The 12,991-nt window shown below is 60.8% G+C and carries 12 protein-coding genes and 1 other RNA gene; 4 read left to right on the top strand and 9 right to left on the bottom strand.

Annotation, left to right across the window (positions count from 1 at the left end; all coding sequences use genetic code 11):
• Positions 1-66: 66 nt before the first annotated feature.
• The 3 genes from AACY08_RS02945 to dnaX all read right to left on the bottom strand — a co-directional run bounded on the left by AACY08_RS02945 (position 67) and on the right by dnaX (position 3,691).
• Positions 67-1,101, bottom strand: a complete 1,035-nt coding sequence (locus tag AACY08_RS02945; RefSeq protein WP_339467939.1) for an NADP-dependent oxidoreductase — start codon at positions 1,099-1,101, stop codon at positions 67-69.
• A 153-nt stretch (positions 1,102-1,254) separates the two neighbouring features.
• Positions 1,255-1,593, bottom strand: a complete 339-nt coding sequence (locus AACY08_RS02940; protein ID WP_049712036.1) for a YbaB/EbfC family nucleoid-associated protein — start codon at positions 1,591-1,593, stop codon at positions 1,255-1,257.
• Between the two features lie 43 nt (positions 1,594-1,636).
• Positions 1,637-3,691, bottom strand: coding sequence for a DNA polymerase III subunit gamma/tau (gene dnaX, locus AACY08_RS02935; RefSeq protein ID WP_339467937.1), 2,055 nt, complete (start codon positions 3,689-3,691; stop codon positions 1,637-1,639).
• 133 nt (positions 3,692-3,824) lie between these two features.
• Here dnaX and AACY08_RS02930 point away from each other — a divergent pair, with 133 nt between their 5' ends.
• Entirely contained in the window at positions 3,825-4,583 is a 759-nt protein-coding gene (locus tag AACY08_RS02930) for a substrate-binding periplasmic protein (RefSeq protein WP_339467935.1), read from the top strand.
• Here the strand turns inward: AACY08_RS02930 and AACY08_RS02925 are convergent.
• Entirely contained in the window at positions 4,537-5,433 is an 897-nt protein-coding gene (locus AACY08_RS02925; protein ID WP_339467933.1) for a DMT family transporter, read from the bottom strand. The two genes, AACY08_RS02930 and AACY08_RS02925, sit on opposite strands and share 47 nt — an antisense overlap.
• A 102-nt stretch (positions 5,434-5,535) precedes the next feature.
• Between AACY08_RS02925 and AACY08_RS02920 the strand changes: the two genes are divergently transcribed.
• Together AACY08_RS02920 and AACY08_RS02915 are read left to right on the top strand one after the other, a co-directional pair.
• Positions 5,536-6,399 carry a LysR family transcriptional regulator gene (locus AACY08_RS02920; protein ID WP_339467931.1) on the top strand — a complete coding sequence of 288 codons (864 nt, stop codon included), beginning with the start codon at positions 5,536-5,538 and terminating at the stop codon, positions 6,397-6,399.
• A 61-nt stretch (positions 6,400-6,460) separates the two neighbouring features.
• On the top strand, positions 6,461-7,363 hold the full coding sequence (locus AACY08_RS02915) for a DUF2167 domain-containing protein (protein WP_339467928.1): 903 nt from the start codon (positions 6,461-6,463) through the stop codon (positions 7,361-7,363).
• An 89-nt stretch (positions 7,364-7,452) separates the two neighbouring features.
• On the opposite strand, the gene AACY08_RS02910 is transcribed toward AACY08_RS02915, so the two are convergent.
• Positions 7,453-7,962, bottom strand: coding sequence for a hypothetical protein (locus AACY08_RS02910; protein ID WP_339467926.1), 510 nt, complete (start codon positions 7,960-7,962; stop codon positions 7,453-7,455).
• Between the two features lie 260 nt (positions 7,963-8,222).
• Here AACY08_RS02910 and AACY08_RS02905 point away from each other — a divergent pair, with 260 nt between their 5' ends.
• Positions 8,223-8,789: a hypothetical protein gene (locus AACY08_RS02905; RefSeq protein ID WP_339467924.1), complete on the top strand. Its 567-nt coding sequence runs from the start codon at positions 8,223-8,225 to the stop codon at positions 8,787-8,789.
• A gap of 65 nt (positions 8,790-8,854) precedes the next feature.
• Here AACY08_RS02905 and AACY08_RS02900 read toward each other — a convergent pair whose 3' ends face one another.
• From AACY08_RS02900 to AACY08_RS02885, 4 genes are all read right to left on the bottom strand, one after another.
• Positions 8,855-10,816, bottom strand: a complete 1,962-nt coding sequence (locus tag AACY08_RS02900) for a hypothetical protein (RefSeq protein ID WP_339467921.1) — start codon at positions 10,814-10,816, stop codon at positions 8,855-8,857.
• Positions 10,817-10,854: 38 nt separating this feature from the next.
• Positions 10,855-11,286, bottom strand: coding sequence for a hypothetical protein (locus tag AACY08_RS02895; RefSeq protein ID WP_339467918.1), 432 nt, complete (start codon positions 11,284-11,286; stop codon positions 10,855-10,857).
• A 126-nt stretch (positions 11,287-11,412) separates the two neighbouring features.
• Positions 11,413-11,509: signal recognition particle sRNA small type (ffs, locus tag AACY08_RS02890), an RNA gene on the bottom strand.
• A gap of 212 nt (positions 11,510-11,721) precedes the next feature.
• Positions 11,722-12,888 carry a zinc-binding metallopeptidase family protein gene (locus tag AACY08_RS02885; RefSeq protein WP_339467916.1) on the bottom strand — a complete coding sequence of 389 codons (1,167 nt, stop codon included), beginning with the start codon at positions 12,886-12,888 and terminating at the stop codon, positions 11,722-11,724.
• Positions 12,889-12,991: the final 103 nt, after the last annotated feature.

The following is a 12,991-nucleotide window of genomic DNA, read 5'->3' as shown; positions in this document are numbered from 1 at the left end:
GGGCGAAGGGTCCGACAAAACAACGAGACGCGGTTTATACCCGCGCCTCGGATTAGCGTCAAATGCTCAATCCTGTGCGACGCGCACCACCAACTTGCCGAAGTTGCGTCCCTCCAGCAAACCGATGAAGGCTTGCGGCGCCTGCTCCAGGCCGTCGACCACATCTTCGCGGAACTTGATCTTGCCATCGCGCACCCACGGCGCCATGGCGCTGAGGAACTCGGGCTGGCGATCACCGTAGTCATCAAACACGATAAAGCCCTGAATGCGCACACGCTTGGTCAGCAAGGTGCGTTGCAGCGCCGGCAAGCGATCCGGCCCGCTGGGGGCTTCATGGGCGTTGTAGCCGGCGATCAACCCGCACAGCGGAATGCGCGCCTTGGGGTTGAGCAAGGGCACCACGGCGTCGAAGACTTTGCCGCCGACGTTCTCGAAATAGATGTCCACGCCCTTGTCGCACGCCTGCGCCAATTCGTTGGCAAAGTCCGCGCTCTTATGGTCGATGCAGGCATCAAAGCCCAATTCGTCTACCACGTAGCGGCACTTGTCCGCCCCCCCGGCGATCCCGATGACGCGCAAGCCCTTGAGCTTGGCCACCTGCCCCACTACCGAGCCGACCGCGCCGGATGCCGCTGCCACTACCAGGGTTTCCCCTTCCTTGGGCTGGCCGATGTCCATCAGCCCCATGTAGGCGGTCATACCCGGCATGCCCAGCACACCCAGGGCCATCGACGGGCTGGCCAGACCTTTTGGCACCGGAATCAGGTTGCGACCATCGGAAATGCTGTGGCTCTGCCAGCCGGTAGCACCGACCACCAGGTCGCCCACTTCGAATTTCGGATGACGCGACTGCTCGATACGGCTGACAGCGCCGCCGGTCATCACTTCGTCGATTTCCACTGGAGCTGCGTAGGACGGTGCGTCGCTCATGCGGCCGCGCATGTAGGGATCAAGTGACAGGTACAGCGTCTTAAGCAGGACCTGGCCGTCTGCCACCTCCGGCAGACTCACCCGCTCCAGGCGGAAGTTCTCCGGGGTGGGTGCACCCTGGGGGCGTGAGACCAGGACGATGCGCTGGTTCAGTATCGGTTCTTGAGGCATGAAGGTGCTCCTTTAACGGTAATCGAATTCATCGCTATCAAGTGCAGACACCGGCTGATACGCCGAGGTTCTATAGAGTTACCTTCCCGTAGGGCGAGTAAAAAAAATGCCAGGCACGAGACCTGGCATTTGAGTCTAGCTAAGGCTTGCCGATCAGAACGGCAGCTTCATGCCCGGTGGCAGTTGCATGCCAGCGGTCACGCCACCCATTTTTTCCTGACTGTTGGCTTCGATCTTGCGCACGGCGTCGTTGACGGCCGCGGCGAACAGCGCCTCGAGCATTTCCAGATCATCTTCGCTGGTACCTGGCAATACGCTTGGGTCGATGCTCACGCGCTTGATGTCGTGACGACCGGTCATTACCACACTGACCATATCGCCACCGGCCTTACCGGTGACTTCGGCGTTGGCCAGTTCTTCCTGCATCTTGGCCATCTTTTCCTGCATCTGCTGCGCCTGCTTCATCAGGCCGGCCATGCCACCTTTCATCATGGGAATCACCTCAAAAGTACGTGGATCAATGATTGGCCCGGTGTTATGACGCTTGGGGCACCGGGGCTTCGACGGGTTCAATAGTATCGTGACGGACGACCGCACCGAACTGTTGCATCATTTGCTGGATGAGCGGATCAGCGTGGATCGAGTCTTGCGCTTCACGCTGGCGGTTGATACGCCGGCGGCTCGCGGCCTGGGCCGGGGTTTCCTGCTCAGGCTTGATCAGCTCGATGGCGATGGTCAGCGTGCGCTCATGGTACTGGTTCAGCGCATCGTTCAGGCGGCGCTGCTGGGTCGCGTTGAACAGGGCGCTGTGGGCCGGGTCCAGGTGCAACAGCCAGTGGTCGCCTTCAATGGAAATCAGCGTGCAGTTGGCCGCGATGCTGCCGGTCATGCCGGAGATCGGCAGTTTCGGGAACAGCTCCAGCCATTGCAGCGCCAGGCCGGTGGCCGGGGCTGAAGCGGGTTCCGCCTCGGGCTCAGGGGCCGGCTCGGCGGTGTGTTCGCTGGCCAGGTCGTCCAGGTAGCTGTAGGCCGAATCCATGTCCGGCTCAATGTAGTCTTCGTCCAGCGGCGGTTCGTCGTCGAGGTCGATGCCTGGGGTGGCAGCTTCCACCTGGGCCACGGTTGGCTCGGGGACAGGCGCAGAGGCCCACTCAGGGGCATCCGGCACCACGCTGTCCGGGGTCGGCTTGGGCATCGGCGTCAGCTCGGGCTGCTCGCTGCTGGTTTCCAGCACAGGCTCCACGGCAGGCACCTGCTCGACTTCAGCGTCGGCGTCTACCGGATTATTCCAGGGCAAATCGACGACCGGCTCAGGCTCGGCGATCGGTTCCGACTCGACCACTGGCGCAGCAACCACAGGCTCTGGCTCAGGTGCCGGCGCGACCGGCGCGGGTGCAGCCACCACTGGCGCAACCACTGCCGCGCCAGCCACTGGTTTGGCGGAATCAACTGTGGCCTGGCTGATCCCCACTGGCTTTAACGGCTGTCTCGGCGCATCGGCAGCGTCCGCGGGCCGGAAGGCCAGCATGCGCAGCAGCACCATTTCAAAGCCACCGCGCGGGTCCGGCGCCAAAGGCAGGTCCCGGCGACCGATCAGGCCCATCTGGTAATAGAACTGCACATCTTCGGCCGGCAACGCCTGGGCCAGGGCCAACACGCGGTCGCGGTCGCCATGACCGTTGTCGACCCCTTCCGGCAGGGCCTGGGCGATGGCAACGCGGTGCAGCACATTGAGGATTTCCGAGAGCACGCCGTTCCAGTCCGGGCCTTGCTCCGACAGGTGCCGCACGGCTTCGAGCAACGCCTTGGCGTCGCCTTCGATCAGCGCGTGCAGCACGTCGAATACCTGGCCGTGGTCGAGGGTGCCGAGCATGGCGCGCACGTCGGCGGCCATGACCTTGCCTTCACCAAAGGCGATGGCCTGATCGGTGAGGCTCATGGCGTCCCGCATCGAACCATCGGCGGCGCGGCCGAGCAGCCACAAGGCATCGTCTTCAAACGGTACGTTCTCGACGCCCAACACGTGGGTCAAATGCTCGACCACTCGCTCGGGGGTCATGTTTTTCAGGGAGAACTGCAGGCACCGCGACAAAATCGTTGCAGGTAGTTTCTGCGGGTCGGTGGTGGCCAGGATGAATTTAACGTAGGGCGGCGGCTCTTCCAGGGTTTTCAACAAGGCGTTGAAGGAATGGCTGGACAGCATGTGCACTTCGTCGATCAGGTAGACCTTGAAGCGGCCACGGCTCGGCGCGTACTGCACGTTATCCAGCAGCTCGCGGGTGTCTTCGACCTTGGTACGGCTCGCGGCGTCGATTTCGATCAGGTCGACGAAACGCCCTTCGTCGATTTCCTTGCACACCGAGCAGGTGCCGCAGGGCGTCGAAGTGATACCGGTTTCACAGTTCAGGCATTTGGCGATGATGCGCGCAATGGTGGTCTTGCCCACTCCCCGGGTACCGGTGAACAGGTAGGCGTGGTGCAGCCGTTGGCTGTCCAAGGCATTGATCAGAGCCTTGAGCACATGGGTCTGGCCGACCATTTCGCGGAACGAGCGCGGACGCCATTTACGTGCAAGAACCTGATAACTCATCGAAAACCGTCGCAACTGGGAAGCGGAAGCCGGTAATGCTAGCGGAGCAAGGGGGAAATTGCATCCGGCACGCTCGCCTAATCTGACTAAGCTCTCCTGATTGGCCCCAAAAAGGCCTGAACCCGGAGAGCATATGCGCGTAGTCCTGGGCGCCTTATGGATGATCACCACGGCGAGCCTGGCAGCGCCCGCACCGTTGCGTTTCTCGGTTTCCGACAGCTGGGCGATGCCCATGGTGCAATTGGAGGACGGACGGCCCACTCAGGGCATTTTGTATGACTTGATGTTGAGCCTGGCCACCCAGGTCGGTCACCCGGCCGAATTCCACGTATTGGCACGCGCGCGAATCTCCAGCGCCATGGAGCATGGCGAGATTGATGTGCGCTGTTATGTCACCCAGGCCTGGGTCGACAACCTGTCGGGTGATTACACGTGGAGTATCCCGTTGATGGTGCAGCGCAACCTGTTGGTCAGCACTCAGATCCCTGCGCAGCCGGTTCAGGTTGGCAAACTTGCGCCACAGGCCATCGGCACGGTGCTCAATTATCGCTACGCCACCCTTGAGCCTTTGTTTGCCAGCGGCCAGCTCAGCCGTGACGATGCCCGCAGCGAAGAGCAGGTGCTGCAAAAACTGGTGGCCGGGCGCTTCAAGTTCGCCGTGACCAATGAATGGATACTCGACCGGTTCAACCAGCGGATGCCGGTCGGCAAACGCCTGCACAAGGTCGCGGTGATCGATCAGCAGAACCTGGGCTGCACTGTGCGCAATGATCCGAATGTGCCGGTGCAAAAAATCCTGCGCACCTTGTTGCGCATGAGGATGTCGGACGAGATCGACGAAATCATCAAGCTGTATACCGCAGAGGCCACCGCCAACGCCCTTCCAGACTGATCGCTGCCACGCTGGCCAACACAATCATGCCGCCCAGCACCACTTGCAGGGCGATGTGCTCACCCAGCAACGTCGCCGCCATCACCATGGCGACGGGCGGGATCAGGTACATCGCCACCGAGGCGCGGCTGACTTCGACATGCTTCAACACGTAGCCCCACGCCAGGTACGCCAAAGCACTGGGGAAAATCCCGAGCACCAGCACCGCAAGGTTTTCCGGCAGCGGCGCCTGCACCATGGCAGCGGGCAGGCCTGGCAGGTTCACGCAGAGCATCAACGTGCCCACCCAGACCATGTAGCACGCCATCGTCAGCGGGCTATAGCGATGGGCATAGTGTTTCTGGATGACGAAGTACAGGCTCCACGACACCGCCGCCAGCAGGATCAGCACACCGCGCGGGTCGATATCGCCCACGCCGTGATCGCCCCAGATCACCACCAGCACGCCGAGCAAGCCAAGCAACACGCAGCTCCAGCGCCAGAGGCTGACCCGCTCCTTCAAGCAGAAAAACGCGATCAACACACTGAACAGTGGTGCCGATTGCGCCAGTACGCTGGACGCCGCCGCACTCACGAATTGCTGTCCATAATTGAGGCTGGTGTGATGCAGGAACACCCCGAAAAAGCTCAACACCAGCAGCCACGGCACATCCCGCAGGCGCGGCCGGCCGATGCCCATCACCAGCGCCACACCGGCCATGAACAGCGAAGCGATCAGAAACCGCAGCAGCGCGAGCTGCCCAGGGCTGTAGCTGTTCAGCCCCATGTGCACGCCAATCGGCGAATAGGCCCAACAGAGGATGACGCTGGCAATGACTAGCGTAAGCTTCAGGGGTGACGGGGTGTTCATCGACGGCATCCGAAAACTGAGAAGGAATGCCGTCAGTCTTGGCCCGGGCAAGGCGTAGGACAATTAAGCGTTTCTGACTTCTGAATTCACTGGAACTGAGTAATGGAACTGGCCCAACTGAAAATGGTGCGAGCCGTGGCGCAGACCGGCAGCGTGGCCCATGCTGCCCTGCAATTGCACTGTGTGCCGTCCAACATCACCACGCGTATCAAGCAGTTGGAAGGCGAGTTGGGTACGCCCCTGTTTATCCGCGCCGGGCGCGGGCTGGCGATCAGTGCTGCCGGTGAGATATTCCTGGAGTATTGCGAGCGCATTCTGGCATTGGTGGACGAATCCAAACGCGCGGTGGACGCCAACGCCATTCCCCGTGGCACCCTGCGCATCGGTGCGGTGGAGTCCAGCGCCAGCGGCCGTCTGCCGCCGCTGCTGGCGGAGTATCACCGGCGCTACCCGGATGTCAGCCTGGAGCTGATCACCGGCGCCTGGGGCGAACTGCTCGATGACCTGCAACACCACCGCCTGGATGTGGCGCTGGTGGCAGCCGGCAACAAAAGCGCGAAGCTCGAGCACAGCGTGGTCTATAGCGAACGCCTCGTATTGATCGCCAGCGCCTCCAGCGCACCGATCCACAGCGCCGAGGACCTCGCCGGCCGCACCCTGCTGTTGTGGCCCCCCGGCTGCCCGTATCGGGCGGCGCTGGAGAACTGGGTCAAGCCCCACGCCTTCAAGCCGGCCATCGCCAGCTATGCCAGTTGGGGCACGATCATCGGTTGCGTCAGCGCGGGCATTGGCGTGGCGCTCGCGCCCGAAGGCATCCTGGCCCGCTATGAGCAGGCCAATCAGTTGGCGTCGTACCGATTTGATGAACTGCAGGCCGTGGACAACCTGCTGTTCTGGCACAAGGACATCCAGCGGCACCTGGCGCGGGATGCGTTTGCCGGGCTGTTGCGGGAGACCTTTCGCTAACCCGTAGCAGGTCCTTTCAGTTATTATTTTGCGAAATTAATTCAAAATGTAAGGGACTACCATGAATTACTTCCGCCTGTTGTTGGCGGCGGCCGCTTTGAGCCTGCCTGCCTTCCCCGCCTTTGCCGCTTCCCCACCCGCGCCCGTTGAAGCCAGTGCGCCCGCCGAAACGGCCGAACATTTCCTCAAGTCCCTCAAACAGAAGACCGGCACGGTCACCTTGCCCAGTGGCATTGCAACCCTCAAGCTCAACGACGAGTTCTATTACCTCGACCCCGCCGACACCGAGCGCTTGCTGACGGATGGCTGGGGCAACCCGCCGGGTTTCAAGACCCTGGGCATGATTGTGCCGAAAGCGGTTAGCCCATTGTCGGAGCGTGGCTGGGGTGTGATCGTCAGCTACAAGGCCGACGGGCACATTTCCGACGAGGACGCCGCAAAAATCGACTACGCCGAACTGCTCAAACAGATGCAGGAAGAGGACGAGGCCGAAAACAAAGAACGCCAGCAACAAGGCTACGCCGGCTTGCACTTGCTGGGCTGGGCCGAGCCGCCGCACTACGACGACAGCACCCACAAGATGTATTGGGCCCGCGAACTGAAGGCCGACGACGCCGAGCAGACCACCCTCAACTACAGCATCCGTGTGCTGGGCCGTGAAGGCGTGCTGGAACTCAATGCCGTCGCCGCCATGGCCGACCTGCCCACCATCAAGCAGGAATTGCCCAAGGTCTTGGCCTTTACCAACTTCACCGACGGCAACCTGTATACCGACTTCAACCCAAGCACCGACAAGCTTGCCACTTACGGTCTCGCTGCGTTGGTCGCCGGCGGGATTGCAGCCAAAGCCGGGTTGTTCGCCAAAATCGGCATCTTCCTGCTGGCTGCAAAGAAATTCCTGGTGATTGGCGTGGTGGCGTTGTTCGCCGTGATCCGTAAGCTATTCAACCGCAACAAAGCCTGAACCCGGACATGAGAACGCCGCAACGTGCGTGGCACGTTGCGGCGTAATCGGAGGTTCTGAGTAGGGCTCTGTCTGCCTGGGGCGCGTGGCTAGGGTTTAGGCGCAGACAAACGGCTGTACTGATCCTGGCTGATCCAACCGGTAAACGAACGGGTCTGAGCATTGATGAACTCGACCTGCGCCCAGCCATCCTTGAAGGCCAGCACGCCGACCACGTCGTTTTTGACAATGTAGGGGCGCTTAGCCGCCTTGGCACTTGGGGTTTTCAGCAGGTACGCCTTGTCGGCGGACACCTTCGCCAGGCCGATCCATTTCTTGTTCGCGGTCTGGGTCAAGTCCAGGCCGGTGGCGATCTCTGGCATCAGCACGTTCAAGCAACCGGGGTGGGCGTATTTGAGGTGACGGAACGGGTACTGGCTGATGCACTGCACCAACTGGCCATCGCACTTGCCATTCTCGGCCAGCGGAAAACCCAGTTTGGGAATGATCAGATTGAATAAATACTGGATGCACTGCACATCGGCGGGCAAGTTGCGGGCTTTACCGGGAGTGCCTACCGAAGCACTGATAAGACGGGGTAACCCTTGCAGGCTTTTCATCACAGACATCCTTGTTAGCTAAAGAAGTGATAGCACTTCAATATCAATTGCTCGCCCTTGTCATATTCTGAAACAAGTGGCTGGCGGAAACTAACAAGGTGGTTTGGGGTTGTTCAGAAAGTGTTTTAAAGCTGTGAGGGAGCCCTCAAGGACAGATCGGGAAAATGCAGTTTCTCAACTAAATAGGCGGTATTCAGCCGCCGGCTGGACTACTGTCTTTCGCGCAAGATACCTGCCTCAAACTATTTTCAAGGATTGAAATGAAAATCACGCTAGTTGTTTTGTCTGCCTTGGCCCTGCTCTGCGGTTGCGCTTCGCCCCCAGCCACTATTGCCCCCGACCTGTCGCGCCCCTCCATTGCCGAAACCAAATCGGTGGTGTTCGACGGCAAGACGTTCGTCCTGAAATTTCAGAAACCCGGCCTGTGGGAATACTTCCCGGCGCAGGAAAGCGTCGATGCCTGGAATGAGATGGTGGATTTTACCGTGGTCCCTCGCGAGATGAACCGTTTCGAACCCCTCGACCTCGCCAAGAATACCGTCCGGCTTCACCAGCAGGAAAACCCGAATATGCCGTCGATACTGGCGACGGACAATGCCACCGGCATCGTGTATTTGGTGATGTATTTCCCCGAGTCTCTGCGCAAGGATGGGCTCTTCTCTGAAGTCAGTTTCTTCAAATATTACCGGGACAGTGGCACCGGCCAGACCATCATCTTTCACTTTGCCAGGAACATTCCAACACCGAGCAATCCGCCAAAAACGGTGGAGGCGATGGGCCCGGAAATAGTCCCGTTGATCAAGGCATTCCCGGTGTACCGGCCGTAATGCCGCTGAGCAGGCAGGCCCCATCGTCGGCCTGACCTGCTCGCCGCCAGGGCCTGTGAGTTCAATCAGTAACCGTGCGACCCGCTGAATCCCTGATAATTGTGGTACTCGAGCCATTCGACCACATCGTAAGGGACGTAAAGCTGTTGCTTTGTGCGGGAAATTGCGATGTACACGGCACAGATCCGCTGGTCGAACGCGTAGGCATCCTTGAACTTCACGTTGGTCAGCAGCTCAGGGGTCAGCAGCACCCGATCGAATTCCATGCCACCTGCCTGTTCCGCCAGCATCAGCAGGCAACGCTTGCCGGGGACACCGCCCAGGCGGTTCAAGCGTGTGATATCGGCGACATTGAAGCCTTTTTCCAGCTCACTTTCGACCCACAGGAACGACTCATCGAACTGGCTGGCATCACGCACCTGTTGCCAGTCAGCCATGTCGCTGAAATACACGTGCGGCCCGTTCTCGTTGTGCTCATTGCTGTAGAACTGCGGCTTGAACAAGGCGATGGCGCTGACCATGAAGCGTTGGAGGTCCTGCTGCGCCGCGTTGTCGGGGAACCCGAACGGGCAGTTGGCCTGCTGCAACTGAATGGCCCACTTCATGGTGTCCCAAGGCGAGGCGGTCAACACCACGCAGCCTTCCGGCGGCACGAAGCCCTGGGGGTAATGTTCGATGCCGACGTCGGCATCCCGAGCGCCTTCGAAGGGGGTCTTGCATTTCTGCGAGTGCACGCTGATCAACGGGTTGACCAGCCGCTCGACGTTGCGGCCCGAGCGCACGGAATAACTGATGTCGGTGTGCCGGACTTCGCGCTTTCTTCTGACCATCACTCCGTTGGCCAATTGGTACTCATCGCCGAGGGTGATCAGCACTTGGCGGCCGCGTTCGATAATCTGCAACAACGAAGGCGGGATGTCCTGGCTTTCATCAATCAATACATGGGTGTACCGAGGCGGCACCACACAACCGTCGAGGCTCGCGCGCTTGATCAGCAACAGCGCCGCGAACGCGAGTGGGCTGGCCCATTGCGGGTTGGCCTCCAGGTAAGTCCACACACGGCTGGAATACTCCAGTAACACCTGGGCATCCACACCTGACAACGGTTGTTTGAAGTGCGGCAAATGACTGGCCGACAGGCTGTGATGGCTGGAGTGGCAATAGCGTTCGAGCACCTTGAGACACACCTCGACGGTCGCTGGACCATCGTGCCCGCGCCACCCATGGATATCCAGGGTTTGCGCCACAGCCAGTTTGCCGGGCAACCTGGCCGGCGCTGCCGGCGCGGGCGGGCGTGGCCCGTGCAACAGGGCCTTGGCGAACGCAGCAAACGTCGAGCCGGCCTTGCTGTCGCGCCCCAACCCCATACGTTCGCGAAGTGTCGCCAGCTTTGCTTGCGTGCGCGCCAGTATGAGGGTCTTTTCAGGCCGCAGGCACTCCATCAACGCGCCGAGCAGGTGGCTCTTGCCGATGCCCGCGTAGCCTTGAACATGCAAGTCTTCATTCAAGTTGGCGCGAAAGGTGCGCACCAGCTTGTCCTGGGCCGGGCTGAGCCAGCGTTCGCGATGCCGGGGTGTAATCATCTGCTGGCTGAACGGATCATTGCTGCGCAGATGGCGGACCTTGTAGCCGATATCCCATTTACCCGTAGGCAACAGGTAATCCCGCGCCGCAACTTCTTCAGCTGAAAGCAGGCGCAGGTTCACGCTTTTGAGCGCGTTAAAACCAAAGTACAGCTTGCGCGGGTCGAACAGCCGTTGCGCCTCAGACCGCAACGTCGCAGCGCCCGCAGGCGGTGAATCGACTGCCCAGCCGAGCAACTTTTCCAGGATGCGCTCGGCACCCGCGCACGTCAGGTCTTTTTCCGCGGCCTGGGCCAGGTTCTGGATGACGAGCACGGCGGCCAGCTCCGGGTCCGTCAGGCCGACCAAGGCCTCGGCACCGTCCGTGCCGAGCAGTGCGGTGCAGGTTTCATCCGTGACAGGCAGGAAGACGGGGCTGGATAAATCAAAGTGTTCCGGTTGCATAGTTCCTCGCAGCCAGGGGCCGACGTACGTCGCGTGGATCAGGCATGGTCCTGGCTACCCAGTTCGAACCGATACTCGCCCAGGGAGCCTGACATGCCACCGCAATGGGCCGGCGAGTCAGCCCCAGAGGCCATCGCATTGATCTGCTGCTGGAGTTCGAAAACCGCCATCTCAAGCAACCTGCGCAAGTCTTCGGCGCTCTGCGCGGCCACATTCAATTGCAGCGTGCAGGCGCCCGCGAGTGGCAGCGGCGCGGGCTCGGCGATCGGCCCCGGGGCATCCGTCACTTCCTCGACCCGGATCATTTGCGCCTGGCTGAGGATTTGCGCGTGTTCGTCGTCCATGAGGTCCAATACCCTCGACAATTCCAGGGTCTGTTCAGGATGCGACTGAATACGGTCCTTGATCTCCAGGCGCCGCATCTGCCATTCCCGCAGTTTTTCGCGCGTGAGGTCGTCGACTTTTTCCACGTGTGCTGTCTCCGGATGCCAGGCATGGAGTATGCCGCCATGGACTGCACGATGGCAGATGGCGTGAAAGCATTTTTTTGAATTGAAAGTGATGGGATGTTGCTAGGAGGAGCGTTATGGAGGCAACCCCACCAGCCACACCCCGGCACACAATGTTCCCGCTGTGGCTGCTGCCTTCCGGCTCTGACCAGGTTCACGGGTAATCGTTGCGGGGGGACCGATGGGGTCACCATAACGACGCCTGCCTCTCGGCAAGCGGGGCCATTGTACCGATCTCATCGGAAGTTACAACCATTGCGCCGGATAAAAAATATGAAGGGGCTCAAGCACTTGTCTGCGCCCGTGGGAGCAATATAGAACGCTGTGGGAGCCGGGCTTGCTCGCGCTGCTGGCGACTCGGTCTGCCTGGGCTACCGAGCTGCCACACAAGGCGGATTACTGCGCCTGTACCACCTCCTCCGCACGGCCGCCCTCTTCCTGGATCACTAGGTGAATAAAGTGCAGCTTGGCGATCACCGCCGGTGGCAGCACGAAGGGATAGAAATCCGGCTGGCCCATGCTGCGCGATAGTTCGTTAAGCATGCCGGCCAGTTCGATCCAGGCATTGACGAACGACAGGAACGCTGCACCGCCAGGGTGCTCCGGGTCGTAGAGCGTGCTGAGCGGGAATGGCTGGTAATCCAGCTCCATCGTGCGGGCGCTCATGCCGAAGCCGAGGGCGGTGTCGACCGCGTCCATCATGTGCAGGTAATGGGCCCAGGTTTCGGCCCAGTCCTCCCAGGGATGCATGGTGGCGTAGGCACTGACGCAGGTTTTCTGCCAGTCGGCACGTGGGCCGTTCTGGTAGTGCTGGTCGAGCGCATCGGCATAACTGGCGCGTTCGTCGCCGAACAGGTTGCGAAACGTTTCAAGCCAGTGGGTATTGGCGATCAGGCGATCCCAGTAATAATGGCCGACTTCATGACGAAAGTGCCCGAGCAAGGTGCGATAGGGTTCACGCATTTGCACGCGGAGTTTTTCACGGTGGGCGTCGTCGGCTTCCTTGATGTCGAGGGTGATCAGGCCGTTCGCATGGCCTGTCATGGGGGCGTTGCCTTCCAGGTCGACACCGACGAAGTCGAAGGCCAGGCCGTTATCTTCATCGGCACTCTTGGGCACCACGCGCAAACCCAGGCTGATCAGTTGCGCGACCAAGCGGCGCTTGGCGGTTTCGACTTTGCGCCAGCGATCCTGGTTTTCCGCGATCGACAGGTCGGGGATGGTGCGGTTTAAGCTGCAGGCCACGCACAGCGATGCGGTGCTGTGGGCCGGGATCAGCCAGTTGCAGGCGGCCGGCGTGTCGAGGTTGGCGCAGCGGCGGAAGGCGCCGGCGGCGAGGTTGTCGTCCTGTAGCCAGGTGCCTTCGACGGGCCCGGGTTGCAGGGAGGACAGGCGACTTTGTGGCGCTTGATACCCCAACAACGCCTGGCAGGCCAGGCATTGGCTGTTGCGAAAAAACAGCGATTGGCCGCAGCGGCACTGCCACACCTTGCTATCGCGAGATGTGCCGGCTACGAACGGTGCAGCGATGCGCGAACTGAGTTGTTCGAAGTAGCGGAACATGGCGATCTTTTCCTGCCTTGAGTACCAACAATAACCGCGTAGCAGCTGTCGAGCTTAAGCGAGGCTGCGTCGGCAACACTGCCCATCCAGCGCCGCGCTCTGC

It is taken from the genome of Pseudomonas sp. EL_65y_Pfl1_R83, from assembly GCF_963970695.1.
Classification (GTDB): Bacteria; Pseudomonadota; Gammaproteobacteria; order Pseudomonadales; family Pseudomonadaceae; genus Aquipseudomonas; species Aquipseudomonas tritici.
This window is presented reverse-complemented; position numbering and strand designations above follow the sequence as displayed.

What these genes read in the sequence shown, in the direction of transcription:
- AACY08_RS02925 (WP_339467933.1), bottom strand. Translation starts at nt 5,433, where the DNA reads ATGAACACCCCGTCACCCCTGAAGCTTACGCTAGTCATTGCCAGCGTC.
- AACY08_RS02930 (WP_339467935.1), top strand. Translation starts at nt 3,825, where the DNA reads ATGCGCGTAGTCCTGGGCGCCTTATGGATGATCACCACGGCGAGCCTG.
- AACY08_RS02905 (WP_339467924.1), top strand. Translation starts at nt 8,223, where the DNA reads ATGAAAATCACGCTAGTTGTTTTGTCTGCCTTGGCCCTGCTCTGCGGT.
- AACY08_RS02915 (WP_339467928.1), top strand. Translation starts at nt 6,461, where the DNA reads ATGAATTACTTCCGCCTGTTGTTGGCGGCGGCCGCTTTGAGCCTGCCT.
- AACY08_RS02920 (WP_339467931.1), top strand. Translation starts at nt 5,536, where the DNA reads ATGGAACTGGCCCAACTGAAAATGGTGCGAGCCGTGGCGCAGACCGGC.
- AACY08_RS02885 (WP_339467916.1), bottom strand. Translation starts at nt 12,888, where the DNA reads ATGTTCCGCTACTTCGAACAACTCAGTTCGCGCATCGCTGCACCGTTC.
- AACY08_RS02900 (WP_339467921.1), bottom strand. Translation starts at nt 10,816, where the DNA reads ATGCAACCGGAACACTTTGATTTATCCAGCCCCGTCTTCCTGCCTGTC.
- AACY08_RS02940 (WP_049712036.1), bottom strand. Translation starts at nt 1,593, where the DNA reads ATGATGAAAGGTGGCATGGCCGGCCTGATGAAGCAGGCGCAGCAGATG.
- dnaX (WP_339467937.1), bottom strand. Translation starts at nt 3,691, where the DNA reads ATGAGTTATCAGGTTCTTGCACGTAAATGGCGTCCGCGCTCGTTCCGC.
- AACY08_RS02945 (WP_339467939.1), bottom strand. Translation starts at nt 1,101, where the DNA reads ATGCCTCAAGAACCGATACTGAACCAGCGCATCGTCCTGGTCTCACGC.
- AACY08_RS02910 (WP_339467926.1), bottom strand. Translation starts at nt 7,962, where the DNA reads ATGAAAAGCCTGCAAGGGTTACCCCGTCTTATCAGTGCTTCGGTAGGC.